Source organism: Delftia sp. PE138 (genome assembly GCF_018320755.1).
Lineage (GTDB): Bacteria > Pseudomonadota > Gammaproteobacteria > Burkholderiales > Burkholderiaceae_C > Comamonas > Comamonas tsuruhatensis.
The window spans coordinates 18,143-42,381 of record NZ_JABEPN010000007.1; the positions used below are offsets into that span (position 1 = coordinate 18,143).

27 protein-coding genes are annotated in these 24,239 nt (G+C 65.0%); 2 read left to right on the forward strand and 25 right to left on the reverse strand.

The annotated features are described in order from the left end of the window. Nucleotides 1-2 precede the first annotated feature (2 nt). The 15 genes from HFGMBDPB_RS21600 to HFGMBDPB_RS21670 all read right to left on the reverse strand — a co-directional run bounded on the left by HFGMBDPB_RS21600 (nucleotide 3) and on the right by HFGMBDPB_RS21670 (nucleotide 14,048). Nucleotides 3-422 carry a GNAT family N-acetyltransferase gene (locus tag HFGMBDPB_RS21600; RefSeq protein ID WP_212646206.1) on the reverse strand — a complete coding sequence of 140 codons (420 nt, stop codon included), beginning with the start codon at nucleotides 420-422 and terminating at the stop codon, nucleotides 3-5. Nucleotides 423-699: 277 nt separating this feature from the next. Then, nucleotides 700-1,119 carry a tail fiber assembly protein gene (locus tag HFGMBDPB_RS21605; RefSeq protein WP_212646207.1) on the reverse strand — a complete coding sequence of 140 codons (420 nt, stop codon included), beginning with the start codon at nucleotides 1,117-1,119 and terminating at the stop codon, nucleotides 700-702. Further along, nucleotides 1,116-3,032, reverse strand: coding sequence for a phage tail tip fiber protein (locus tag HFGMBDPB_RS21610; RefSeq protein ID WP_212646208.1), 1,917 nt, complete (start codon nucleotides 3,030-3,032; stop codon nucleotides 1,116-1,118). Before HFGMBDPB_RS21610 ends, HFGMBDPB_RS21605 begins: the two co-directional genes overlap by 4 nt. Continuing rightward, complete coding sequence (locus tag HFGMBDPB_RS21615) at nucleotides 3,029-5,608, reverse strand: hypothetical protein (protein ID WP_212646209.1); 2,580 nt, start codon at nucleotides 5,606-5,608, stop codon at nucleotides 3,029-3,031. The genes HFGMBDPB_RS21610 and HFGMBDPB_RS21615 overlap by 4 nt, the downstream gene beginning before the upstream one ends. Nucleotides 5,609-5,650: 42 nt before the next feature. Then, nucleotides 5,651-6,088: a hypothetical protein gene (locus tag HFGMBDPB_RS21620; protein WP_212646210.1), complete on the reverse strand. Its 438-nt coding sequence runs from the start codon at nucleotides 6,086-6,088 to the stop codon at nucleotides 5,651-5,653. Then, nucleotides 6,085-7,929 carry a pectinesterase gene (locus HFGMBDPB_RS21625; protein ID WP_212646211.1) on the reverse strand — a complete coding sequence of 615 codons (1,845 nt, stop codon included), beginning with the start codon at nucleotides 7,927-7,929 and terminating at the stop codon, nucleotides 6,085-6,087. The genes HFGMBDPB_RS21620 and HFGMBDPB_RS21625 overlap by 4 nt, the downstream gene beginning before the upstream one ends. Nucleotides 7,930-7,931: 2 nt before the next feature. Further along, complete coding sequence (locus HFGMBDPB_RS21630; protein WP_212646212.1) at nucleotides 7,932-8,978, reverse strand: phage fiber-tail adaptor protein; 1,047 nt, start codon at nucleotides 8,976-8,978, stop codon at nucleotides 7,932-7,934. A gap of 3 nt (nucleotides 8,979-8,981) precedes the next feature. After that, entirely contained in the window at nucleotides 8,982-9,398 is a 417-nt protein-coding gene (locus HFGMBDPB_RS21635; protein ID WP_047218288.1) for a phage tail fiber protein, read from the reverse strand. Nucleotides 9,399-9,489: 91 nt separating this feature from the next. After that, nucleotides 9,490-10,122 (reverse strand): phage adaptor protein, encoded by a 633-nt coding sequence (locus tag HFGMBDPB_RS21640; protein WP_212646213.1) that lies wholly within the window; start codon nucleotides 10,120-10,122, stop codon nucleotides 9,490-9,492. After that, the gene (locus tag HFGMBDPB_RS21645) at nucleotides 10,113-10,709 is read right to left on the reverse strand and encodes a hypothetical protein (protein ID WP_212646214.1); all 597 of its coding nucleotides are present in this window, start codon (nucleotides 10,707-10,709) and stop codon (nucleotides 10,113-10,115) included. Before HFGMBDPB_RS21645 ends, HFGMBDPB_RS21640 begins: the two co-directional genes overlap by 10 nt. Before the next feature lie 28 nt (nucleotides 10,710-10,737). After that, nucleotides 10,738-11,121, reverse strand: coding sequence for a hypothetical protein (locus tag HFGMBDPB_RS21650; protein WP_212646215.1), 384 nt, complete (start codon nucleotides 11,119-11,121; stop codon nucleotides 10,738-10,740). 82 nt (nucleotides 11,122-11,203) lie between these two features. Further along, nucleotides 11,204-11,653: a hypothetical protein gene (locus HFGMBDPB_RS21655; protein WP_212646216.1), complete on the reverse strand. Its 450-nt coding sequence runs from the start codon at nucleotides 11,651-11,653 to the stop codon at nucleotides 11,204-11,206. Between the two features lie 26 nt (nucleotides 11,654-11,679). Next, nucleotides 11,680-12,795 (reverse strand): N4-gp56 family major capsid protein, encoded by a 1,116-nt coding sequence (locus HFGMBDPB_RS21660; RefSeq protein WP_209803153.1) that lies wholly within the window; start codon nucleotides 12,793-12,795, stop codon nucleotides 11,680-11,682. A gap of 60 nt (nucleotides 12,796-12,855) precedes the next feature. Further along, the gene (locus tag HFGMBDPB_RS21665; protein ID WP_212646217.1) at nucleotides 12,856-13,062 is read right to left on the reverse strand and encodes a hypothetical protein; all 207 of its coding nucleotides are present in this window, start codon (nucleotides 13,060-13,062) and stop codon (nucleotides 12,856-12,858) included. Between the two features lie 8 nt (nucleotides 13,063-13,070). After that, a complete protein-coding gene (locus HFGMBDPB_RS21670) occupies nucleotides 13,071-14,048 on the reverse strand; it encodes a hypothetical protein (protein ID WP_212646218.1) in 978 nt (325 codons plus the stop codon). Nucleotides 14,049-14,235: 187 nt separating this feature from the next. On the opposite strand from HFGMBDPB_RS21670, the gene HFGMBDPB_RS21675 reads away from it, so the two are divergent. Beyond that, nucleotides 14,236-14,943, forward strand: a complete 708-nt coding sequence (locus tag HFGMBDPB_RS21675; RefSeq protein WP_212646219.1) for a hypothetical protein — start codon at nucleotides 14,236-14,238, stop codon at nucleotides 14,941-14,943. 46 nt (nucleotides 14,944-14,989) lie between these two features. Here HFGMBDPB_RS21675 and HFGMBDPB_RS21680 read toward each other — a convergent pair whose 3' ends face one another. Genes HFGMBDPB_RS21680 through HFGMBDPB_RS21710 form a run of 7 tightly spaced genes read right to left on the reverse strand, consistent with a single transcriptional unit; the run spans nucleotide 14,990 to nucleotide 21,178 of the window. Next, nucleotides 14,990-15,466 (reverse strand): hypothetical protein, encoded by a 477-nt coding sequence (locus HFGMBDPB_RS21680; protein ID WP_212646220.1) that lies wholly within the window; start codon nucleotides 15,464-15,466, stop codon nucleotides 14,990-14,992. Then, complete coding sequence (locus HFGMBDPB_RS21685; protein ID WP_212646221.1) at nucleotides 15,463-16,041, reverse strand: glycoside hydrolase family protein; 579 nt, start codon at nucleotides 16,039-16,041, stop codon at nucleotides 15,463-15,465. Before HFGMBDPB_RS21685 ends, HFGMBDPB_RS21680 begins: the two co-directional genes overlap by 4 nt. After that, a complete protein-coding gene (locus HFGMBDPB_RS21690; RefSeq protein ID WP_051940719.1) occupies nucleotides 16,038-16,364 on the reverse strand; it encodes a hypothetical protein in 327 nt (108 codons plus the stop codon). Before HFGMBDPB_RS21690 ends, HFGMBDPB_RS21685 begins: the two co-directional genes overlap by 4 nt. Next, nucleotides 16,361-18,724, reverse strand: a complete 2,364-nt coding sequence (locus HFGMBDPB_RS21695) for a portal protein (protein WP_212646222.1) — start codon at nucleotides 18,722-18,724, stop codon at nucleotides 16,361-16,363. The genes HFGMBDPB_RS21690 and HFGMBDPB_RS21695 overlap by 4 nt, the downstream gene beginning before the upstream one ends. Beyond that, entirely contained in the window at nucleotides 18,711-19,133 is a 423-nt protein-coding gene (locus tag HFGMBDPB_RS21700) for a hypothetical protein (protein ID WP_034393277.1), read from the reverse strand. Before HFGMBDPB_RS21700 ends, HFGMBDPB_RS21695 begins: the two co-directional genes overlap by 14 nt. Nucleotides 19,134-19,163: 30 nt before the next feature. Next, nucleotides 19,164-20,513, reverse strand: a complete 1,350-nt coding sequence (locus HFGMBDPB_RS21705; protein ID WP_212646223.1) for a PBSX family phage terminase large subunit — start codon at nucleotides 20,511-20,513, stop codon at nucleotides 19,164-19,166. Continuing rightward, nucleotides 20,510-21,178 (reverse strand): hypothetical protein, encoded by a 669-nt coding sequence (locus HFGMBDPB_RS21710; RefSeq protein ID WP_212646224.1) that lies wholly within the window; start codon nucleotides 21,176-21,178, stop codon nucleotides 20,510-20,512. Before HFGMBDPB_RS21710 ends, HFGMBDPB_RS21705 begins: the two co-directional genes overlap by 4 nt. 1,092 nt (nucleotides 21,179-22,270) lie before the next feature. On the opposite strand from HFGMBDPB_RS21710, the gene HFGMBDPB_RS21720 reads away from it, so the two are divergent. Beyond that, complete coding sequence (locus HFGMBDPB_RS21720; protein ID WP_212646226.1) at nucleotides 22,271-22,612, forward strand: hypothetical protein; 342 nt, start codon at nucleotides 22,271-22,273, stop codon at nucleotides 22,610-22,612. Between the two features lie 5 nt (nucleotides 22,613-22,617). On the opposite strand, the gene HFGMBDPB_RS21725 is transcribed toward HFGMBDPB_RS21720, so the two are convergent. The 3 genes from HFGMBDPB_RS21725 to HFGMBDPB_RS21735 all read right to left on the reverse strand — a co-directional run bounded on the left by HFGMBDPB_RS21725 (nucleotide 22,618) and on the right by HFGMBDPB_RS21735 (nucleotide 24,232). After that, nucleotides 22,618-23,319 carry an IPTL-CTERM sorting domain-containing protein gene (locus tag HFGMBDPB_RS21725; RefSeq protein WP_212646227.1) on the reverse strand — a complete coding sequence of 234 codons (702 nt, stop codon included), beginning with the start codon at nucleotides 23,317-23,319 and terminating at the stop codon, nucleotides 22,618-22,620. Nucleotides 23,320-23,559: 240 nt separating this feature from the next. Further along, the gene (locus HFGMBDPB_RS21730; protein ID WP_199135433.1) at nucleotides 23,560-23,865 is read right to left on the reverse strand and encodes a hypothetical protein; all 306 of its coding nucleotides are present in this window, start codon (nucleotides 23,863-23,865) and stop codon (nucleotides 23,560-23,562) included. 13 nt (nucleotides 23,866-23,878) lie between these two features. Beyond that, on the reverse strand, nucleotides 23,879-24,232 hold the full coding sequence (locus HFGMBDPB_RS21735) for a hypothetical protein (protein ID WP_212646228.1): 354 nt from the start codon (nucleotides 24,230-24,232) through the stop codon (nucleotides 23,879-23,881). Between the last annotated feature and the right edge of the window lie 7 nt (nucleotides 24,233-24,239).

Below are 24,239 nucleotides of genomic sequence, written 5' to 3' on the forward strand. Positions count from 1 at the left end.
TTTTACACTTCCAGATATACGCACTCCCTCTTCCACATTGTCATAATTACGACATCACCACCGTCCGGCGCTGCGCCGCACAGGCGGGCTTCCTCACGAAATCCCAGATGCTCATTGAAGCGGCGCGCAAGGGTGTTGCTCTCATTCACGTAGCCGCTCACGCGATCCACTCCGCACACCAGAAACGGATAAGCAAAGCAGGCACGCAGGTAGCCGCGCACCAGCCAGCGCGCGCCAGGCACGGCCGCGGCGTGCATCCAGAGGTTGCGGCCGTTGAAGCCTTCGTAGAGCACGCCAGCCACCAGCTGGCCACCACGGCGCAGGCCGATGGCGCGCATGTCTTGGGAACGGGCCAGGCCCGGCATCAGGCCCTGCATGAAGGGCAACACCGCGTCGAGGTCGTACTCCAGGGAATGGCTCATGCGATGCTCACCACCATCGGATGGCATAGATCAATGCAGCAAGCCCACCGGCGGCAGCACCGGCCGAGGCGACGATGTACGAGATTCCAATACGCCCAGCCAGCTTCTCCGCTCCGCACGCATCGAGTTGTCTAGTGACATTCATCTAGGTAAACTTCATCCAGAGTCACTTCCTACTGAACCTAGGTTGTTGAAACAAGAAAGCCCCGGCTGCAGCAAACAGCGCGGGGCTTTCGCTTTTTTGCAATGAGTTCAACGATGGCAGGCTTGGTACGGCTCAGTCTGGCGCTTCGGGCCAAGTGATGCCCAGCGGGTCGGGCTGGTCGGTGATGTCGCGCAGGGCCTTCCGGTAGGCCAGCCAGGGCACCGGCACGCGCTCGCCTGTCTCCTGGGCGCGCAGCGTCACCCAGTCGCACGCGGCAAGGCGCCTGTCCCGCTCCGCACGCACTGCGGACCAGGCCAGGCCCAGGTCGAGGATCCAGCACCGGCTGGCCACGTCGAAGCGGTGGAACGAGCTGGGCGCCGCCGGCACGGCCACCAGGCACCCGTCCCAATAGAAGGCGTTCGGGTCCGGCACCGGATGCGGCACGCGGCGAAAGCTGCTGTTCGCCCCAGGCAGATCCTTGAGGTGGCGGCACGGAGCGCTGCCCGAGCGCACGATGCGGCCGGCGCCGTCGATCTGGATGAAGTGGATCATCGGCGGCCTCCTGTGGCGACGATGTTGGACAGGAAGACCGTGACCGTCTCGCCGGGCCCGGCCGTGGCCACCAGGCGGTACTGCGTCCAGCCTGCGGGCGGGTTGGCATCGAAACAACTGTTGTGGGCCGACGTCCGGTAGCCGTTGGGCATCGACGTGCCTGTGTATTGCAGGCCGATTCCGCCCCGGTACAGCGTCAGGCTCAGGCTGCCATTGCTGTTCACTGGCATGGCGTTGACCAGGGCGATGACCACGACGCCGGAGCCACCGTCTGCGTTATTCACCCATGCAGAGCACAGCTCCACAGACTGCCCGCCTGACAACGTGACCTGGCCGCCCGAGCCGCTGGCCATGGACGTGACCGAGCCGCCCGCGATCTGCAGCGTGCCCACGGCCGCCTGCCCGATATAGGCCGTGCCGATGGCCGCCGTGTCCATGAACACGCCGATGTTGTTGGACGTGATGCGCTGCAGCCGGTTGATGAAGTCGCTGGTGTTCATCGTCGTGCCGTCTGGAAACGCCACGGTGTCGCCAATGCGGGCCTTGTCCTTGGTGGCCAGCGGCCCCAGGCCATTGACCTGGGCGGCCTTGAGATTGCGCAGCCACTGCGCGTCGAGGCCGTTGGCGTCCAGGATGACGTTGCCGGCGTTGTCGCGCACGGTGAGGCCGCGCGTATCCACCTTGCGCGCCGCCACCGTGCCGTCCACCAGCAGATCGCCGTTGAGCACGGCGGCCGGGATCAGCCAGGCCGTGCCCATCCAGTGGCGCGTCTGCGTGAAGCCGGCGCCGTTGCTGATGGTCACGGCATCGCCCACGACCAGGTGGTTGGTGTTGGGCGCGCTGCCGCTGTTGCCCAGGGCTTGCCAGACAGCCTGGCGCGCGGTGGCATCGCTCCAGAAGCTGCCGCTGGCCGCCAACTGCACCGAGCCGCGCAGCCCGTCCACGAGCTTCTTGCCCAGGCCGTCGATGCGCATGTTGCCCTTGAGGTAGACGTTGCGCTGCAGGTAGATGCCGTCGCCATCGACGCCGAACACCACGTCCTCGGGCCGCGGCGTGCTCATCTGGCCGGCGTTGTAGCTGGGGGAGACGATGGCGAACTTGTCGGCCATGATGATGAAGGCGCTGGAGGTCTTGCCGTTGACCTCCTCGGCCGCGATGCCGTAGCCGGCCAGGGCACCGCCGGCCTGCACCTTGAGCGTGTACTGCGCGCGCAGCCCCTCGCTGTAGCCGGCCAGCACCGTCATCTCCTGCTCCAGCATGGCGCGGCCCGGCTTGCCGTCCTGGTAGTAGTTGCCCAGGGAGGCCTGCAGCTGCAGCACGTTGGTGGCCATGGCCCGCTGGCCGTCCGCGAACGCCGCCTGCGTGGCGCGCAGGCCTGCGCTGGCGTTGCGCAGGCTGGCAGTGACCTCGCGCACGGCCATGGCCAGGCTGCGCTCGTTGGTCTGCACCACGGTCTGCAGCTCGCGCACCTCGGCGCCGCGCTTGGCGGCCTCGTCGGCGATGGAGCGCAGCAGCTCGTCGCGGATCTCCTGCGCCAGGTGGTCGAAGCGGCTGGGGTCGTCCAGGGTCTTGGCCAGGCTCTTGAACAGGCGTGATTCGATGATTGATTGCGCGAAGCGCTCCACGGCCACGGTGGCCGACAGCCCGCCGCCCAGGTCGATGACGATCTCGCCCTCCCCCGGCGTCTTGTCGGTGGCCAGCAGCTGGGTGACGCCCTGCACCGAGCCCTGCAGGGCCACCAGCTCGCGCAGGGTCACGCCGCGCTCGAACTCGTTGCCCCGGGCGCCGGAGCGCACTTCCAGGTGCTCGGTCACGGCCTGCATCCAGTTGGACAGGGCCTTGTCCTGGACGTTGACCCGGGCCAGGGCCGGCAGGCGGGCCGCGCCCGTGTCGATCTTCTTGCGGTTGGTCATACGCTGCGCAGCTCCTCCGTGGTCGAGCACAACACCACGCTGGTGACGCGGGCCGCGCCCTCGATCTCCACCTGGTGCTCCAGCCAGCGCCCGGGCGGCAGGCGCTGCGGCTGCAGGTCGGTGAACTGAGCCGTGTGCTGCAGCTGGCCGTCGCCCCACAGGCGCAGCGTGATCGGGTGCTGCGCGTCCTGCAGGCCGTAGACCTTGGCCCAGGCCAGCGGCAGCTGCTGGCCCTGGGTGGCCAGGCCTGTGCGCCAGCGCGCCGTGCGCAGGGCATCGCCCGTGAAGCATTCCAGGATGTCCTGGCCGCGCGCCACGTACATGAGGTCGTTGAAGCGGTCCACCCAAACCGCCGTCACACCCGCGCCGCCCAGGTCGGTATGGCCGAGCTTGGCCCCGTCCTGCGCGCTGAACGCCAGGCAGCCGCCGCCGGCCCCGGCGTAGAACAGGTAGTAGACGCCCTCGTGCTCGGCCGCGAACATGGTGGATGGCTGCATGCGCTGCCAGTCCTGGCGCGCGATCAGCTGCCGCGTCACCACCTGCACGCCGCCCGGGCTGGCCAGGCACAGGCCATCGGGCGAGGCATAGAGCACGCCGCCCTGCACGGGCACGATGGAGCGGCGCGCGCTGCAGGACTGGTTGCTGTCGAGCTTGATTGCCGACATCTGCGCCGAGTGCGCGCCCGTCACGAAGTAGGGATTGCCGGCCGTGCCCACGAACAGCGTCTGGTCGAACACCGCCATGCCCACGATGGGCCACTCGGTCGTGACCTGGTAGTCCACGGGCCAGGCGTAAGGGATGTAGGGCTCGCAGAACGCCACGGTGTTGTCGATGAAGCCGGCCATGATGCCGTTGGGCATGCCCGTGAGCCCGCGCAGGTAGGGGTTGGCGCCCACGCTGGGCTTGTTGTCGCCCTCGTACTGGCTGTCCATGCGGTACGGCGGCGCGGCCCAGGTGAACTGCGGCTGCAGGCTGTCCAGCTCCTCGCCCTTCTTGTCATCGAGGCAGCTGGCCACGGAGATTTGCAGCTCCTGCACCAGCTGCCAGGCCGCCGCTGCGGCCGAGGCGTTGCTGCGGTAGATGCGCCACTTCACAACGTGGCGCGCGGCATGCTGCTCGCCCGTCATGGCCTGGGGCCGCTGGATGGTCACGGTGTCGTTCTGGTCCACCTCCAGCATGTCGGAGATGGGCGACGGCTCGGACTCCTCGCCCCAGTCGGTCACAAAGGCCACGACGTAGAAGCGCGAGTCCACCACGCGCTCCACAGTCTTGCCGGCCAGGTCGGCTACGCCGCCCAACTGGTCCAGCCAGGTGCCGATCACGGCCGTATCGCCCGTGGCCGCGATGTACTGGCTGGCCAGCTGGGTTTGGATGCTGGACACCAGGGTGGCGCAGCGCTGCTGGATCTCCACCATGCGGGCATTCAGGCTGGCCGCCTGGGCCGAGGCATCCGACTTGCTGTCGGTGTAGGCATCCAGGGCCTTGTAATACGCCTCCAGGTCGCGCCGGTACTGCACCCAGTCCGGGTGCTCGATGGCGTTGTTGTCGGAGTCGAAATGGTACTGGGCCACCTTGGGCTCGCTGGGCTTGGTGGGTGCCGTGCCCGCGCCGGCCCAGGACTTGGACAGGGCCAGGTCCGCGAACTCCTTGAGCAGCTTGTCCAGCTCGCTGCGCCAGTTCGTGCATTTGCTGCCGGGCGCTACCGAGGCCTCCACCAGATCGGCCAGCTTGGCAGCCTGGTCGGCCGTGAGAACGGTTTCGCCGGAGCGCTCACCGGCCGTGTCAGGAAACTCGTGCCGCTGCAGCGCCTCCACCAGCGCGGGCCGGCGGAACGGGTAGCTGTAGGGCATGGCCGCCACCGGCACGGCCCAGCCGCTGGCCGTGCTGATGGCGCCCAGCCGCGTGGTATCCATCTCGCAGGCTTTGGCGCGGGCGGCCGAGACCACGGCATAGAGATTCCCAGCCCAGGCACTCGCACCCACAGCGGTAGACAGGGACAGGCCGTAGTTGGACGTGGCGCCGGCATAGGCCTTGCCATTGGCATCCCAGCGGATCGCCTCCTGGTGGCCCTCGTGCTGGATCACCGTGGCCAGCAGATCCGCGCGCACCAGCTCGGCGAAGTCGCCATACAGCCAGGTCTTGGCCTCCTCGGTCGTGAACTCGTCCACCACCTGCAGCGTGACCGTGGGCTTGACCGGGCGCACCACGCCCAGCAGCCGGTCGTTTCCGCGCACGTCCAGCGCACGCGGCGCCGCGCTGCCGTCGTTGGTGGTCTGGTAGGTGCGCTCGGTGGCCTCGTCGTTGATCTGGCCCTTGACCAGGGACAGTTCCTGCGCCCAGGAGCGGATGGGCGCGGCCGGGCTCTGCTGCACGGCGCCGCTGGCATCGCGCGCGAAGCGGTGCAGCGTGCGGGTGCCGGCCAGGCATGCCGAGTGGCGCCGGTCGGTGGCCAGCGGCCAGAACTCGGAGCTGGGCAGGAAGAGATTGAAGTGCTCCCGGGCGAAGTTCGCGCCCAGCGCGCGATCGGACACGCTGGGTGCCTCTCCCGGGAATGCTGACAGCTTGTAGGTGGTCATAGCCTGCAGGCTGGCAGGCTTGGCACCAGCGCGGACTGGCCGCTACAGCACGATGGCCGCTGCCGCGATGAACAGCTCATCGAGCTGCTGCTCGCTCAGGCCCAACTCCGCAGCGACACGCGCGAGGAATGGGCTACTGCGCTCCCAGTTCACCGTGTCGTTCCAAGCGACCTCGGCCAGCAGCTTGTCGTTGGGATCTTCGATGCCGGCCATGAAGGCCTGCACCTGCGGCCACAGACCCGCCTGGATCAGCGCCGCCTTGCCCTGGGCTCGGGTGATGGCCTGGGGCACGGGTACTGGCAGCGGGTCCGCAGGCGCAGGCACGTTGCCTGCCGCGCACCAGGCCAGGTAGGCCAGGTAGTCCGGGTTCCTGTTGGGGAACTCGGGTGTATCAGTGAGCGCAATGGTGGAAATAGTGCCATCCACATTGCTGCGAAGCACCAGTTTGTCATGGGACAGTCGATAGATTGAGTTTTTCATGTCAATTGTCCTCCAGAAACCAAGCTACCAGGATTTACTCCAGGAATTGCACTGGCACCCGCACCACCCGTGCTAATTGTGGAATTACCGATTGCGTAATATTTACCGCCTGAGCCTGCGAGTGACCCTGTCACAGTCGTATTAGCCCATGCCACAGCTGAATTAGTGAGAACGTTGATAAAATAGTTCTGACAAGCAGCATTCACAAAATTCGTTCTCTGACTTGCTACATATATTCTTCCATAGTAGGTGGCATACAAGCCATAGCCAAAAGTGCCATTGATTGTGATATTCCCCAGAATGATATTTCCGCCATTTGCAGAATAAAGCAGTACATAGGGAACCACTCCGTTACCGCCAAACGTCACATCAAACAGATCAAGCAAGCAATTGTGATCAGCGACCACAAGGTAGGTGTTGCTGCTTCCTTGCGCAGCCACAAGGGACAAATTCTTGATCGTGACACGGCACGCGACCAACGAAAATGCGGATACACCAGCCACCGCCTCCACGTTCGTAACTCCCGCACCTGCCCCTTCAAAGGTCATGTTCCCGCTGAATCCCGAGTAGGCTCCAATGGATACCCCGGCAAAATTTCCCGGACCAATCTTAATAATTGTCCAAACTGTAGATCGATCAATTAGGCTCGCATAATTTACAGCCCGAGTAATGGTTCTGAATGCCCCTGCAGCCGAATCCTCCAGACCCGTATTATTGTCATTTCCATCAGCGCGAACATAGAACGTCATGCCGACAGGGGAGTATTGCCGAACGGATAGATTCTGCCTTGCAGCTACTGCGCTTGCAGCCCCTGTCCCTCCTGCGGATATTGGCTGCACAGAAAATGCGCTCTGGATTCTCCACGGCCCAAACCCAAGAACACCCATTTTTCGGCGCTCCATAATCGGGCTTTCTTCTGTCAGTAGACGGGTAATCTGATACTGGTAGTTAGGCGATGTGTGCGCCCTCGTTTCCACGTAGCACCACATATCCGGACCCCACGGGCTGTTCTTGAAATTGAACCCGTCATAGATCCTGTTCTCATCAGGCAACAAATTCAAATCTGTGCCTGCGGCCAACAAGATGGGTTTGCTGGTCAACACATCCGTGATCCCGTAGCCGGCCCCCGTGGTGGGTTTGCCGGTGAGATTGCTGAACTGCCTTGCAGCATCCAGGGCCACCTGCAGACCGGCAACAGTTTCTATCGCCTGCGTCCCTGTGTGCGTACTGCGGTCGCGCAGCTGTGCATCCGTGGCGTTCTTGGTGGCACCCGTCGCCACGCCGCCAAGCTTTGCCGCCGCCTCGTCGCTGAAATCGTTGGCGCTCAGGCCCTTGCCTGGCACCTTGTCCACCTTGCCCTGCAGATCCGCCGCCGTGGCCATGGGTTGGGCAAACGTGGGGTTCGGGTACTGACCGGCCAGCACGCCACCGGCCGCGCCGGTCGGTGCACGCGGATTCGACATGCGCTCATCCGTGGTCTGCACCACCTCGCGCATACCCCCCGCCGTCATGCGCATCTCAAGCAAGTCGCCCGAGTTGTAGGCACGGGGCGCCGTGCCTTCCTGGCCGCGCAGCACCGTCAGGCGGCATTCGCCAATCACCGAGTTGTCCACGGCGGTGACGCGCAGGATCTCGTAATCGGTTTCCAGGGAGCCGTTGCGCTTGTAGGCCGTCAGCACGTACCAGCCGCCGGCGGGAGGATTCAGCAGCGTGCCGGCGGCGCCATCGGACACGCGCAGCACGCCGTAGTCCAGCTCGCTGGCCGGGGCGCCTGTCTGCGGCGCCGCGCGCACGTCGGCGATGAACTGGGTTTGGAAGTTGTTCAGGAACAGCTGCGGCATTTCTATTTTTCCTTGATGGGAACGATCAGTTCCACCTCTTTCGTGCGGCCGTCGTTGGTCGTGGCGGCCACGCTGATCTGGTACTTCTGGCCGCTCAGGCCGCCCGCGTAGATCCAGACCTTCACGCGCTGGCCCACGAAGGCAAAGGACGGCGGCATGGGCATGGCCGGCTGCACCTTGAGCTGTACGGAAACAATCTCGTCGCCTGGGGGAAACCAGTCGGCGAACTCGATGTCGTAGTCCTGCGTGTCTGCAGGCTGCATGGGGGAAGTGCGGAACATGCTTTGCCCCTGGTCTGTGACGTAGAAGGTGGTCATTCCTGCGGGCACGAGGAAGGTTCGGGATTCGGGCGCCTGCTCATCGAAGGGCAGGCGCTTGTGCACGGCGGGATCGATGTCGATGAAGGCCACGCCCTGGGCCTGCAGCGGCGCGCGCACCAGGCGCTGCCCACGGGCCGTGATCGCAGCCTTGGCCTGGACCAGCGCGGCCAGACGCGCCTCGACCCGCCCCTGCGTGACGACAAAGGCCTGGCCCTTGCCGTCCACAGGCGAACGCAGCCAGCGGCGCACGTAGATGCGGCCATCGGCTGTGCCACGGGCGGTGGGCGTGGATTGCACGGGGCCGCGGCGCAGCAGGATCGCCTGGGGCTTGAAGCTGGCACGCGCGATCGCGTCCACCCCAATGCGTGCCTGCACATGGGCGTTGACCGTGGCGCTGGCCCGGGCCTGGACGGCCACACGCCCGCGCACGGGCGGCAGCGTGACCTTGATGATGGCGCGACCCGTGGCTGCCAGCAGGCTGCGCACATGGACCCGGCCCAGCACGCCTTCGACAGCTGCGCGCGCCACGGAATCGGCCGAGAGCTTGGCATGCACGCGGCCCAGCGGGCCGGTCAGCGCAGCAGCTGGTGCCGAGTGGACCACGGCATAGGCGAGCACTCTCCCGCCCACGCGGACGCGGGCATAGCCCTTGGCGTCCACGCGGATGCGCACCACGGGATCGGAGGCCCGCCCGTTCAGCGCAAAGCCATTGAGTGCTCCCCGGTTCATGGCTTACAGCAGCTGCAGCGTGAAGTCGCCTGTAAGGGCCTGGCTGTCCACCAAGAACACGTCGTTGATCTGCAGCGTGCGCGGCGTGGGCAGCGGCTCGGAATACATGAGCGTGGCCGTGCCATCGGTGGCCGAGTCACCCTCCATGATTCCGATGTGCGTGACCGTGACCTGGGCGCCCGTGACGGGCGGAAACTCCGCGCGCACGGCGTTGTAGGTGGCGCCGTTGTTGGGCGCGGCAAAGGCGCCCGTGGGCACGCGCTGGTACCACGGTGCAGCCACCTCGGTGCCGGCGGTGAAGGCGTCGGTGGGGTCCGCCGTGAACAGGGCGAAGAAGGTGTTGCGGATGGCCGGGAAGGCCTGCTTGCGCAGCGTGGCGCTGATGATCGCGTTGGCGAGGGAGGTCGAGAAACCAGCCATATCGGCTCCTATGGTTCCGAGCACTCCAGCGCCCCAGTGGAAATTGCCCGCAGTATAGGCAGGCTTGGTCACCACCGGGGATTTCTTGCGCTTACTTCTGCGCCACGGCCGTCGTTGCTGCTGCCTGGGCCTGAATGCCCAGCGCCTCGTTGTAGAGGGCACGGTGCGCCGCCGCGATGGTCGCGTTGCCGCCGAACTCGGCATCGATGGACCAGGCCCGGAACAGCACAAAGTGCCGCAGCGCGTCCATCCAGCGCTCAGGAACCGAGGGCGTCCCGTTCTCGTCGGCCAGGTCCACGGCCGCGACACCCACCATGGCGCGCACCTTGGTGCCGGCGGCCACGGGCGGGTAGACCAGGAATTCCTGCGGCGTGCCCAGGTCGTGCATGTAGTGCTGCACCTCTCGGCCCGGGGAGCCCGAGCGCCAGGCGCCGGCCACGGCGTCCAGCACCCACAGGTCGGTCTTGGTGATGCGCCGCTGCGTGGCGTTGGCGTTGTTGGTGATGTCGATCAGCGTGAGCACGCCGGCCGGCAGCTCCTGCCGCCACCCGTCGGCCAGCACCAGGTCGCGCGGCTGGGCCATCTGGTCCGGCCGCTGCTCGGCAAAGGCGCGCTGCGCGGCGTTGAACCAGTCCAGCAGATCCGCGCGGGTCCAGCGGATGTGCCCCTTGTCCTGCATGTCGCGCGCTGCATCGTCCAGCAGCTGGGCCACGGTCAAAGCCATGACGCCCTCCCCCGCGAGCCGCGGCTGGTGTTGGAGCGCCACACGTCGGCCGTGGCGTCATCCATGGCGCGCTGGAAGAACGCCAGGGCCACGCCGGCCTGGTCGGGCTTGTAGTAGTCCGTGCCCTCGGTGGCCAGCAGCTCGGCCTTGGCGCCTTCGCGGATCGCCTCATGGTAGAGCGAGGCCACCTCGTCGGGCACGCTGTTGCCGCGCAGGGACGGCATCAGCGAGGCGTAGACCTGCAGCCGGCCGACACTGCCCGTGCGCACAGTGAATTCGCGCAGGTTCGTCGTGACCAGGTAGAGCTTGCCGCGCAGCTCATGCTGCCAGGGATCGGCCGGCAGGTCGCGAGCCTTGGCCACCTCCAGCGGGCGCCCGGCCAGCGTGGCGCGCTCCAGGCGCAGCAGCTCCGCGCCCTGGGGCAGCTCGAAGGTGTATTCGGCGAAGGCCTCGCCGGTCACGTCGGCAGGCTCCAGCCATTCCTGCCAGGCGCGCGTGGCCTTGAGGAAGGTGCGCGCGGCGCGGTTCAGCGCCATATGGATGAGCGGTACCGGCGCCTTCGGGGCAGCCAGTACCAGCTCAGGCATCCAGTTCTCCCAGCTGGCCATGGTGCGATCAGACGGTCACGTTGGAAGCGCGCGAGGCCTTGCGCACGCGGCCGGTGGGGGCCGAGTCGGATTCCTGGGGCATGCCGGTGCCGCCATCCAGGTCGTCGTCATCGTCCGGGCCCACGCCGGGCGAGAAGGTGCCGCGCGAGGACGGGGCCTTGCCGTCCTGGGCTGCGCGGCGGGCTTCGCGCTCGGCAGACAGGCGCAGGAATTTCTGCTCGGCCTCGAAGTCCTCTTCGGTCTGGAAGTTGCCGGCGCGCAGGTGCTCGGCATGGGCCTCGTTCTCGACCTCGCAAGTCAGAGGCTTGCCCTCGAAAACATAGGTGGCGCCCTTGAGGCGCACGATCAGGGTTCCGTCCTTGCGTGCGGGCAGCGAAGTGAACAGCTTCATGGTGGTGGTTCTTCCGTGGTTCAAAAAGCCCCGGCAGCGGATGCCACCGGGGAAAAGCCCCTTGCGGGGCGCGCACACGCTGTCAGGCGTTCGTGTAGATCAGATCCAGGGCGAAGAGGCCTGCGGCCGTGCCCGCGCCTGTGACCTTCAGGACGATGTGGCGGTCTTGGTCCTTGGGCACCAGCTTGGCAAAGGCTGCAGGCACCAGGTGCACATAGCCGCCGGCCGCGCCCGCGTCGTTGTCCGTCACCCAGGCACCACCGCCGTCGTCGGCTGCCGTGCTGATGTCGCCGTCCGCATCCGCCAGGCCGATGGAGGCCTTGAAGCCCGCGCCCAGGGCGGCAGGCACGCGGATGAACAGGGACACGGGCAGAGTGCCGGCGGGCAGGATGCCGACGACGCCACGGGCGCCGATTGCGTGGTCGGCCACGGCCAGGGGCTGGCCGAAGCGCGAGCGCACCAGCTCGGAGCCGCCGGGGGTGATGGGTGCCTGATGGCCTGCGGCCACGGCACTGAGTTGCTTGAAAGCCATGAATGACTCCTTTCGTTCGGTGGGGATCAGCGCGAAGCAGCGGCCGTGTCGATGCCGTAGACGCCGTGGTCCTGCTTCTCGCCCTCGATCTCGAAGACCGACTTCTTGACGCCGAAGATGGACGACGTGGTGATCACGACCTGGTTGCCGTTGTCGCGGGTTTCCTCATGCCAGCCGTAGCGCATGCCCGTGCCCGGCGAGCCAAACGCCATCACGCCGGCCTGCGCACCCATGAACAGCGCACGCGCCGTCTCCAGGTCGCCCGTGGCACCGTGGGTGTTGTGGCGGATCACGTTGCGGTGCGAGTGCAGCACCACGTTGCGGTACATGCCCAGCGCGCTCTTGAACAGCGGCGACTTGAAGCCCACAGCAGCGGCCGCCGCCTTTTGCAGTTCCAGCCAGCCGCCCGTGCCGGTTTCCTTGCGCAGGTCGTCTTCCTGGAAGGTGTGCATGACCATGACGAACACTTCCTCGCCATCGACCACGCAGGGCTGCATGACGGGGATGTTGGTGGCGCCGCCGCCCTGGCTGTCCGCGCGAACGCGGGCACGGTCCACCACGGCCAGCGACATCTTGTCGGTGGCATCCAGGTTGGCCACCGCCGTGGCATCGCCGCCGAACAGGTGCTGGTTGGGCGTAGGCGCCGTCAGCGGGTTCTTGGCACGGCCCTGGTAGCCCAGCGGCAGGATGAAGTTGGCATTGATGCCGCGCGAGCCGGACAGGTAGGTGAAAGTCAGTTCGTCCTGGAAGCGGCCCCACCAGTTGGCCTGCTGCTGCTTGGCGCGCATGCGCAGATCGTGCAGCGTGCGCTTGCGCGACATGCGGCCGCCCGTGTTGACGCCGCCACGCGCCTGGTCGATGTACAGCTCATCGGTGTAGAAACGCTGCCCTTCTTCCTTGCCCTCCAGCACATCGTCGCCCTCGACGGGCGCCATGCGCAACTCGGCCAGCAGGTCATAGCTGACCAGGTCACCAGCTTCGGATTCCAGGTCCGTCAGAAGTTGGATTGGCGTCTTGGCGCCCTGGCCCACGGCCGCAAAGCGCTTGCCGAAGTACGAGGCTTGCGAGACATCGAGAGCCAGGTCGCCGGAAAAGCGCTTGACCGCGCGGGGGCTGTTCACGCCCACCACTGTTTTGCCCATAGGAGTGCTCCTGTGTGGTAGCGAGCACTCCAGCGCCCCGGTTGAAAAATGGTTCAGCCCTCAAGATGGCAGGCTTGGTACGGGCCGCGAGGCAGCTGCGATCTTTCGCACGCAGGTATCCGGCGCCGCCGCGATCACCATGCGCGCGGCCTGCCCCTTCTTGTATTCCAGCTGGATGCGGACGCCGCCCACCTCCAGCACATCGCCCGTGCGCAGCTCCATGAAGATGCGGCGCATGTCGGGCACCGATGCAGTTGTCTGTGCCATGGGCTCCTTCACAGCGAACGCAGGTACTGCGCGCGCTTGTCCTCAGACAGGCGGCCCAGTGCGCGCTCGTAGTCCAGGCCGGTGAGTTTGTCCAGCTCGGCGAACTCGTCGCTCACGGGGTCGGCATCGCCCGCGCCGCCTGGCACTTCGGCCAGGTTGGTGACCACTGCCGAGGCGTCGGGCTTGCGCCGCACGTCCGCCGTTTTCTTGGTCGTGGCAATGCCATGCAGAGCTACCACGCGGCGGTGCCCTTCTTCCAGGAACCAGCGCATGGGCTTGTGCTCGTTGCCGGGCGCCGCGCCCAGCGCGCGCACCATGGCATCCAGGTCTGCCTGCTTGGCCGCGTCCTTGCGGTAGTCCACGATGCCCAGTTCTGCGCTCTTGGCCGCTTCCTCGAAGAAGCCGTTGATGGTGGCCGTCCAGGCATGGTGCGTGGACTGCTGCTGCATCTCGGCCGACACCGTGGCGCGCGTCTTCATGTCGCGCAGCTGGTCGCGCTCGTCCTGCAGGCGGTCCAGCTCCGCGTCCAGCTCGGCCTGCTCCAGCTCGCCCTCATTGAACTTGGCGCGGGCGGCGGCCACGGCGTCCTTGTTGGCCTTCACCTGGGCATCGTAGTCGGCGGGCAGCTCTGCTCGGTAGCCGCCGGCCTGCTGGGCAGCCTGCGGATTCGGTACCGGCGCGTCGGTCGGCTGCGTGGCATTGGTGGGTTCTGCGGGTGCTGCAGCAGGAGCGGCTGCAGGCGCTGCAGCGGGCGCAGCGGTGGTGTCCGTGGGTTCGGTGGGCGTGCTGGGCTCGGGCTTGCCCTTGCCCGCGTCAGCCGCGTCGTCGTCGCCCTCTTCTCCCTCTTCCGAATCGAGGGGGCCGCGCCCCAGAGCAGCCAGCGCTGCAGCGTTGTCTTCCTCGGGGTCGTAGTCGTTGTCGTCTGCTTCCATGGCATCGCGCTCGGCGTCGGACAGGAGGCGCAGGTGGTCGTCGTTCAAGCTCATGTGTGCGTCCTTTCGTGGTTTGGATCACGGCAGGGTGGCAGGCTTGGTACGGCTTTGCTAAAAGTCGGTCTTGCTGTTATACAGCTGACAACGATTTCTCGCACATCGATAGCCCACTGTAGTGGCTGACAACAATCTGTATTCCATTCACAATACTGACGATAAATCCACTTAGATCATTATAAAAATGAAGAATATCACTCAAATCAAAAGACTCATAAAAACCGCATCCAAAGAGGCAAATACTCTAACTATCTCTGCTTTATTCCTAATTGGCTTTAAGATATTAATATTAAACAAATTTCCTCAGCTGTTTCCTGGTGCCTACGATATTGGCGTGATTTTCGAGGGTGTATTAGCATCTATAGTTGCAAGCTACATTTTTTACTTATTTGTTGTTCACATAAAAGAGAAATCTGACAATGAAATACTAAAACCTTATATAACCAGTCACGCGACCAAAATAGTCATAGACAGCTCAACACAGATAAGTAACATATCACAACACAGCGGAGTAATGCTGGATGCCGAAAATCTAGATGCACAGCATCTAGAAAATGCACTAAGCAATTTGCACCCCTATGGAGCAGCACCACTAGTTATTTCACCCAACACTGGCGAACACGCAAGTTGGATGCAGTATTTCCATTACTACAAAGAAAGCAATAGAAGGCAAATAAGAAAGCTTCTTGATCAAATACGATTCCTGGACGCCTCTTTAGTATCAGATTTAACAAAAATCGATGATTGCAACCATTTTATCGCAATGGATATCTTAATAACAGCTCACATAGGAAATGAAAATTTAAGCACCTTAGCGGAGAGTATGCATGAGTATCACTTGTTATGTCAGGCGTTAAACAAGCACTTCATAAAATTAGGACTATCAGAATAGTACGAATTTTTAAAATCACCTTATCATTTTAAATACAAAACGCAAATTAATTACCATATGCGGGCCAAGTTGCGCTCAGGGTTTGGACATCAGATGCGTGCCCTGCAGCCTTCGTTGCCATGTCGCCATACGCTGCGCGGCAATCGTCGTATACAGCGTTGACGGCAGTGGCGTACTCAAGGACGGCGGCGGGGGGAGCGCTGGCAAGTCGGCGAGCGGCATCTGCGGATTGCTCGCGCAGGCTGTCAGAGACAGCGCGCAGCTGGTCAAGATCACGGCGCAGCAGCGCCTCGCGGGTTCGAGCGGCATTCAGAGCCTCCTGGTAGTTGATGTTGATCGTCTGCTCTGCCCGGCGCACGCGGGCGTCGGCCGCGCGCTGGGCTGTGCTCACAGCTAGCTTTTCGCCCACAGCTGCAGCGCGAGCCTCGGCCAGGTCCGCGCCCAGGCGTGCGTCCTGGTAGCTCCAAGCCAGGAACGCGGCCAGCCCGGCGGCGGCAAGATGGGTGATGACGCGCACGCTCATTGCTGCGCACTCATGCACGCCGCGTGCCGCGCCTGCTGGCGGGTCCAGACACCACGGCAAACCTTGTTGCCCGGCGCCGAGCAGTCGAAGCGCCACCGGATGGGCTGACCGCCCGCACCCCACTGGTACGCAGCGTAGCCCTGCAGGGGCCGAGTGCTGGTCATGTAGCGATAGGCCAGGTAGGCCTGGCAGGCGCCGGCATAGTCGCCGGCCCGCGTGCGAGACAGCATCGAGGAGCCGCGCCAGGCGCCGCAGCCGTACTGGCCCGCGAAGTCCACCGCCTGGGCGAACTCGGCCGAGTGCACCAGCGTGTCGCCCAGCGAGGCCCTCACGCAGGCGCCGTACTCCTGGTCCAGCAGGTTGGCAGCCAGGTCGCGCGCCCGTTCGCGTGTGATGGGCGGATCTGCCATGGTCACGCGCGTTCCGTCTTCATAGCGCGTGGCGCCATGGCCGATTGTTGGCACGTCGCCGCGCACCGGGATGATGGGGCCGGAACTGAAGCCCTCGGCAAGCATCCAGCCGGCCAGGATGGCCGCACCCACGCGCAGGCCTGCAGCAGGCACACGGCCGGTCATTGCTCGTCTCCTTCGCGGCCGCCCGCCATGCGCACGATGCGCGCGCGGTCCGTCTGGTGCTCCTGGTCCATGCGGTAGTCGCGGCGCCACTTCCAGGCAAGATGCGCCACCTGTAGGGCGATGAGGATCAGCGTGGCCACGATCACCCAAGCATTGCCCGTGAGTCCCAACAACGTGGCCTCCGTCTGCTGGGTGGCGACGGCGCCCGCGCTGGCGCCCACGGCAGGCGCCGACTTCACGCCGGCCAGAATCAGGTCGTTCTTGTGCTCGGCGGTCAGGCCGTTGGCCAGGCCGAGCACTTCCTTGAGGGTGTCGATATTCATTGTTCGGCGGCCGGCTGGCTGTCGGTGGTTGGGGAAGGAAAGCGGTTCAGTTGGGCGCCCACGGCGTCGAGCCGTTCGCGGCTGGCGGCCTGGATCTGGGCCACGCGCTCGCGCGAATCGGCCTCGATGTGGGCCACCTGCAGACGCACGTCCTGGTCGCCTTTGATCTGCAGCGTCTTGTTGGCCAGATCGGCCTGAGCCTTGGCCAGCTTGCGGCGCGTCTCCTCCAGCTCCAGGTCTGCGTCGCGGCGCACAGTGGCTGCCACGCCTTCCATTTGCTGGGCCAGTGCCTGGTTGCCGCCGGCGGCGCGCAGCTGCTCGGCCTCGGCTTCCAGCTTCTCGGCACGGGCATTGATCTCCCGGACCTTGGCCTGCTGCTCGGCCAGCGCCTGGCGCGCGCTCTCCTGCTGCATCTGCAAGGCCTCGGCCTGGGCCTGCATTTGCTGCTGCATCTGCTGCTGCTCCTCGGGCGTGAGGGGCTTGTTGGGGTCGCGCTCGCCGGTGAGCTTGCGCAGCTCGTCGGCCACCAGGTCGTTGTTCGGCAGGTCCGAATACTCCATGGCCAGCGTCATGATGCGGATGGCCACCTCGGGCGGCAGGCGGCCCGCCAGCTGGTTCAGGCTCTCGAACATGACCTGGCGCAACGTGCCCGAATAGTCCTGCTCGGACACCACGAAGTCGGCCATGCTGGACGTGATGTCGTTCAGGTAGCGCACGCTGCCGTCTGGCTGGACCTCGGGCTGGTTGACCTTCACCCAGTCCAGCCGGCCCTTGTGGCCCGTGAGGCGGATCACCTTCTCCTCCGTGTACCACTGCTCCACCAGGCTCAACAGCTTCTCGCCCTGGATCTGCACAGCGAAGCGCAGGTTGTCGAAGGGCTGCGTGGTCACGACCGAGCCCTGCAGCTGGCGGGCCTCGATCGCGCGGCCGCTGACGGCGTTGGTGCGCCGGCCCAGGTTCTCGTCGCTGATGCCTGCGGACTTCTGGATGGCCTGGCCGTCCAGCGTCATCATCTGCACCTGGCCGGCGGCCATCTCGCTGTCGCGGTGGACCTCGAACTTCTTGCCGGCCTTGTAGATCACCACGCCGTCCGGCTGGTTGACCTCCTCGCGCGCTTCGTTGATGTCATCGAAGGCGCCCTTCTCCGCAAAGATCTGGTTCGTGGACAGCAGGAACAGCGCCTTGCTGGCCCGTTTGTTCAGATCCATCTGCAGATCGCGCACGCGGCGCACCACGCCATAGGGCATGCGGTCGCGGCCGCGGCGGTAGCACCAGATGGGTGTCAGGCTGAAACTGTTGTGGCGCATGGGCGTTGGGCCCAGGGCCAGCAGATGGCCCTCGGTGAAGACCGCGACGTGCATGCGCATGGCGACACGCTCCACGATGGAGCCGCCATGAGCGCCCACCACGGCGCGCAGCGCATGGTCCCAGGGCTCCACGAACGAGCCCTTGAAGGGGCCGCTGGTCACCACCTGGACGGACGCCGGCATGCGGAACTGGCACTCGATCAGGCGCACGCGGCGCCGTGCCTCGCTGTCGATGTTGCCGCGCCCGCCGGCCAGGTAGCTGCCGCTGGTGCCGCTGACGTGGCGCTCGCTGGTGTGGCCCTGGAAGAAGAATTCATCCTCGGCCCACTGCTGGGCGCTGAACTCCTCCTCGCGCAGCACGGCCCGCTCCAGCACGTCGCGGCGCTGCGGGTACATGGTGATGGCCACGTCTTCATCCACCCAGCGCGTGCGGAACAGGTAGCGCGCGTCGCTCAGGTCCGGCTCCATGGCCATCGAGTCCCAGAGCACATTGCGCCAGTCCTCGTACTTGTCGTAGAGGATGTCCTTGGTGGGGTCGTTGCGCACGCCGGAGTCCACCCAGCCCACGCCCACCTTCACGGTGTCCTCGAAGGCGCGCGAGCGGTTGAAGGTGGTCCGGTTCACGTCGCTGACGTACTTGAGCACCTTGGTCTTCACGTCGGCCAGCTGCACGTCGTCCTCAGCGCGCGGCAGCACGCTCCAGTCCACGCGCGCGCGCCGTTCCGTGCCAATGAGCCAGTCGCACATCACGGCCACCTCGTTGAACACCAGGGGCACCTGGCCGCGCTCCTCCAGCGTGGCCGCGTCGGCCGGGTCCCACTGGTCGCCGTCGTAGTAGTCGGCGTCGATGGACATCTGCAGGCGGTTCTCGGCCTGGATCTCGCGCTCACGGTAGTACCAGCTCAGGAGCTTGCGCAGGGTCTTGCGGGCCTCGGGCTGGTCCAGCGGGTGCGGCGGCGCCTCCTCGTCGGCGTCGAACTCCAGCGGCATGTCGTTCAGGATGCGCTCGCCCACGCCCGCGCGACGGTTGAAGCGGGCCTCAAGCTGGGACATATTCGGCCCCCGCGTCCGGGATGGTCAGGGCCTCGGCCGCGATCTCCCGGCCTTCGGACTTGACCACCAGGCTGCCGAACTCGCGGCCCGGGCGCTGCCACGCGGGCTCGCTGGGCATGCTCACCAGGTCGGGCAGGCCCTCGTTGACGATGGTGGCCACGCGCACCCAGTTGGGCCGGTTGGGCTCGATGCCCAGCACCTCGCAGGCCTTGACGCAGGCCTTGGCCAGGTAGGCCGGGTCATCGTAGAGATAGGCGGCGCTCTCCATCACCACGTACCAGGGTGATTTCGGGCGGTAGGCCGGGATCAGGACCAGCGCGCGCTCGGCGTTGATCCAGGTGTAGACGGCCAGCAGGTCCCCATGCTGGCGGTGAAGGTGCGCTTTGCGCAGGTCGATACATGCAGGCATGCCCGCGAAAGTGGCAGGCTTGGTACGGGATCACCGCGCCATGCCGCCTCCGCGCGGCTTCCTGGGCTTCGCGCCCTGGGTGTCGTTGTCCATCAGCGGTAGGGCCATGTTGATGTAGCGCCACACGTCCGCGCCGTGGCTGGCCTCGTCGTGCAGCGGCGCCCCTGGCTCGTTCGTGCGCGGGTCGATCTGGCGCCGATATCGGCTCAGGCACTCCAGCAGCGCGGCGCAGCGCTTCTCATCGACGTAGGCGGTGGCGAAGATGCCGCGCGCCAGGCGAATGCCCGATTCAAGGCCCGCGCGCTCCAGCACCTCCACCTCGCGGCCCATGTCCTCCAGTATCTGCTGGGCCGTCTGCCCGGTCTTGAAGTCACCGTGGGCGCCGTCGTGCGGCAGGAAGTCCGTGCCCCAGCGGTACGGCAGCTTCTCCATCTGCTCCACGTACCACTCCAGCGTCTTCTGGTTGTCCTGCATGAAGTTGATGACGCGGAAATCCATGGCTGTGCGCTGCACGAAGGCGATGGCCATGTTGTCGGCCCAGCCCAGGTCCCAAACAGTGTGCACGGGCAGCTTGGGGTTGTAGGGCACCAGGCACACGCGCTCTTCGTTGTACAGGCGCTCCACCTCCTTCGCGTAGATCGCGCCGGCCAGGGTGCGCTTCGGGCGGCCCTCCCAGACGTTCCAGTAGGTGTCCGGGTCGCGCTTGAAGTGACGGCGGCGCTCCTTCTCCAGCACCTCGGGGAACCAGGGGTTGTCGCGCCAGTTGATTTCGCACAGCCAGGTTTCGCTGTCGGCCGCATCGATGAACCGGGCATAGGTGGCGTCCGTGGCCAGGTCCGGGTTCAGCGTGAGCCAGATTTCCGAGCCAGGCCGGCGGATGGTCGGCACCAGCACCTCCCAGCTGCGCGCGCTGACGCTCTGGGCCTCTTCCACCCACACGATGTCAATGGCTTCATAGGACTTGATCGAGTCCACCGTGTGGCTCTGCAGGCCCGCGAACAGGATCAGCGTGCCGTTGGCGCCGCGGATCTCCGTGTCCAGCACCTCGTAGAAGCCACCCAGGCCCAGCGCCGCGATCTGGTCGGACAGCAGACGGTGCACCGAGTCCCGCATGGACTTCTGGATCTCGCGCGCACACAGGATGCGCAGCGGCCGATTGCTGCCCATCACCAGCAGGGCCATAGCCACAGACCAGGACTTTGCACCGCCGCGCCCGCCGTACATGACCTTGAAGCGCTTGGGCTGGAACAGGCCGCGCAGCTTGGAGGGGAACTCGACACGAACGCGCGAGCGGTCTACCTCGTAGTCCTCGGCAAAATCTGGCTCCGGGTCCTCGCCGGCCAGATGCGCGGCCTGCATGCTGGCAGACAGCAAGCTCATGCGCCCTCCCCGTCGCGCGGGTCGTGCTCACGCGCTGGCGCATCCACGAAGTGCAGCTCGAAGTGGCCCACGTTGCCACCACCGTTCGGCCCCTTGCCCGCGTCCTTGTCGTTCATGCCGAAGGCCTGGCGCTCCATGTCCACCACGATGCGCAGGCTCTCGGCCAGCACCTTCATGGTCTTGGAGCGCTCCGGCAGGCTGATGACCTTCTGGTAGAGGTCGTTCAGCTTGTCCATGCCGTTGTCGTCGGGCGCGCGCAGCATCTCGCCCAGCTCCTGCAGGTAGGCCACCGTGTCCGCGTCTGCCATCTGCTCCAGCTCATCCAGCAGCGCGTTGGTGATCTTGCGTGCCCGCTGGATGTCCCGCCTGTGCGCCAGCCGGATGGTGGCCACAGCCTGCGCATTTGCGTCCACCACCTCACGTTCGGACGCAGTACGCTCCGCGCGTACCTCGCTGCGTACCGCCTCTTTGCGTACCAGCTGCTCTGCCTTCTCCTGGATGCGCTCCGACAGGTCACGGCTCCAGTCGTCACGCTTGGCCCGCTTGCGGATCGCCCCCTCGCTGATGCCCTGCTCCGCTGCGATCTGCCTCAGGCTCTTGATGCCCGCCCTGTAGTCCAGCTCGATGCGCTCCCACTGCGGGGCCTGCTTTTGTTCCTTGCTCATCCTCCCGAAGCTGGCAGGCTTGGGACGGCATTCCGCAAAACAACCCTGAGGAAGCAGCTCTGTCGCAGGGCATACAGGCGTACTGCGCTGAACACGAGCCCTGTGCCGATCCTGGCGCGGAGTCCTGATGACACGTGACATAAAACAAGGCCCGCATTTGCGGGCCCTGCTTCCATCACAGACTAGTTACTGCGCCTACTCCAACCTCAAGGGAGCAACGATCGGCGAGGGTAGGCCAATCTGAGATGCCGCGACGGGCTGCAGCAGCCAGCCGTACTGCCCTCCCGTAGAGGTTCCGCAACTCGAATTGTCGAACCCTGTGATACCTGTCGGAAGAACGGACACTACCGTTCCGTTGGACTGAGGTGTCGCCGACGTCACCATGAATGAACTCAGCGAAAGCGACCATACAACCGTCTTGGCGTAGATGGAACTTGCCGTCGAGGGACTACCAGAATTCAAGTACGCTTCACCAGAACAGTTGCCTGGGCCCGTGCCCTTATAGTAAATCTGGGAGTTGGGAAGCGTCCCATCCCACGACATCACCATCAGGTGGCCGGTGCTGGTCACTAGGGTGATGCTGTTTCGCGCCGCGCTCACCACCTTACCCAGGGTCACATTGTTGGCGTCAACCAAAGTCACGCCACCGCCGGCAGGACCAGCAGGCCCTGTCGCGCCCGTGGCACCGGTCTCGCCTTGAATACCCTGGGGACCCGTCGCACCCACATTGCCCGAAGCTCCTGTGGTGCCGGGGACACCCTGGACGCCTTGTATACCCTGCAAGCCCTGAGGACCCTGCGGACCTATGGCACCGGTATTGCCCGTGGGGCCGGTGGCACCCGTGGCGCCCGTCGCACCTGTTGGGCCTGTCGCTCCTGTCTCACCAGTAGCGCCCGTCTGACCCGTGGCTCCCGTCACGCCCGTGGCGCCCGTCGGCCCCGTTACGCCTGTCGCTCCAGTAACACCTGTCGAGCCCGTGGCTCCCGTCGCCCCTGCGCCTGTAGGCCCCACGGGACCGATAGCCCCTGTGGCGCCAGTGGGTCCTGTTGCCCCCGTCGCACCCGTGGCTCCTGCGCCAATGCCTGGAGCGCAATGCACCAGTTGTCCCGTCACGCCATCGACACACAGCAGCTGGCTGCCAGTGGCTGTATCGGCCGGCAAAGCCGGAACCACGACTTCACCTGTGTTCTGTACACGCAGACGCTCGGCCCCTGCCGAATTTTTGATAATGAAATTTCCGCCTGGAGGCATGGTGATGCTGACATCAGCAGCGTGCGCGACAGGCGCGAGGAAGCCAGCGCTCAGGCACAAAGCAAAAATCAGGCGAGAAGGTACGTTGATTTCTTTACGGGACATAGTTCAGCTGCCGTTGAGATAAAAGCACTTGGGCACCCTGCGCCAGACCTACGAGCCCAGGATGAAGAGAGAGAATGAACAGCTCAGAGTGTTGTACGGCTACGACGTTGGCGAGCCAGGGCCAGACCACCAAGCATCAAGCTCATCAACATCAGCCCATAGGTACTGAGCGTGGGGATGCTTGCCGGAGAAGTCACCACCGGTGCCCCGATCTGCACATTTCCAGGTACGGCGCTACCGCTGGGATTCGACAACGTGGCGCCAGGCCCCATCGTGACGACGGCAGTGCCAGGGCCAGACGAAGTCAGCACGACCGGCCGACCAGGAGTGCCGAGAGTCAGCGTTCCAAGAACCGTCAGGTTGGTACCCGCCGGCAAGACGATGGTGGGCGGGGTGGCTGTGGTGCTGATCAGCGTGAGATCTTTCACGATGATGTTTCCACTCAGATGAAGAACAGAACCGGGCGCACAGCTGTCCGACAGGACCACGCTGCTGGCTCCCAAATTCAGAGGGACGGTGCTCGTAAGGTCCCCGCTGACGTTCAGTTGCCCCCCTGTCCCAGTGACCGTAGCCCCTGAGTCGAAAGCGAACGAGCCGGTGTCAAAACTCCCCGTACCCAAAGTCAACTCGCCCTGCATGATGACCGCCGTGCAAGGAAGCTGAAAAGAGCCTCCAGCAAGATCAATACTGCTCCCCTGCGGCACGACCATCTGCCCCCATGCCGATCCACACACCGCTGCGCTCAGAACCAGCGAAGCAAAGCTACGCTTACCCAGTCCTACCATTTGATGATCTCCGCGACGGGGCGTTATGCCCCTAAGTTTTCAAGCGGGCACGCAACCTCCTTGGTGCAGGCCCCACCGCAGGATCATCAGATACAAAATAGCATTTAGTTAACAAAAATTAACAATTGATAGCCTCATTTCATTTATCGAAAACTATTAACTATTAGTGTGCTACCCAAATGCGTGCTCTCTGTATGCGTAGATGTCGCCCGCCTGGGGCTGGCCTTCCCGTTGTCGTGGTCATGTTGTCGATCCTTCTCTCAGTCTGTAGCGATGCACTGGCTTGCGCGCCGGCAGCTCCGTGAGCCGGCTTTCCACTTGGCACTCGCGCACCAAGTACTGCAGCGCCCAATCGATCTCCCCCTTGCTGCGGCCCAGGGCCAGGACCAGCTCGGCATGGAAAAACCAGCGCCCGGGGGCCTGGCGTAGAAACCGCAGCAGCACATCGGTGCCACTGCCCGGGCGGATGACGCCCGCAGGGCGCGGGTTGTTGTGCCGCGCCCCCTCCTCGTGCCAGCCCTCCAGCTGGCCAGCCATCCAGTCCATGCAGCTCAAGTAGTCACACCTTCGCGCTGTATGCCTGGGCCATTCCCTGATCGCGTAGCCATTGCGAGGCCTCGGCGCTCGCCGCGCGCACCAGGTCGTGGCGGCCAATCCCTTCGCACCGGGCAATCAAAGCCAGCAGGAACTGGTTTCCCTTCGCCTTCTTCGCGTCATCCCGCAACTCCTCCACCACCTCGCGCAGGTCGTGAATCTCCAAACGCAACGCGGCGCGGCGTTCCTCCAGCACGGCCCGGGCGCCACGCGGCCCGTTGATGCCGTCCGACAGGTAGGCGCGCTTGGACGCGGCCAGGTCGAGTTCAACCTGCAGCAGCTCGCGGCGCAGGGCGTTGTATCGGGCAATCGTGGTCATGTTCTCC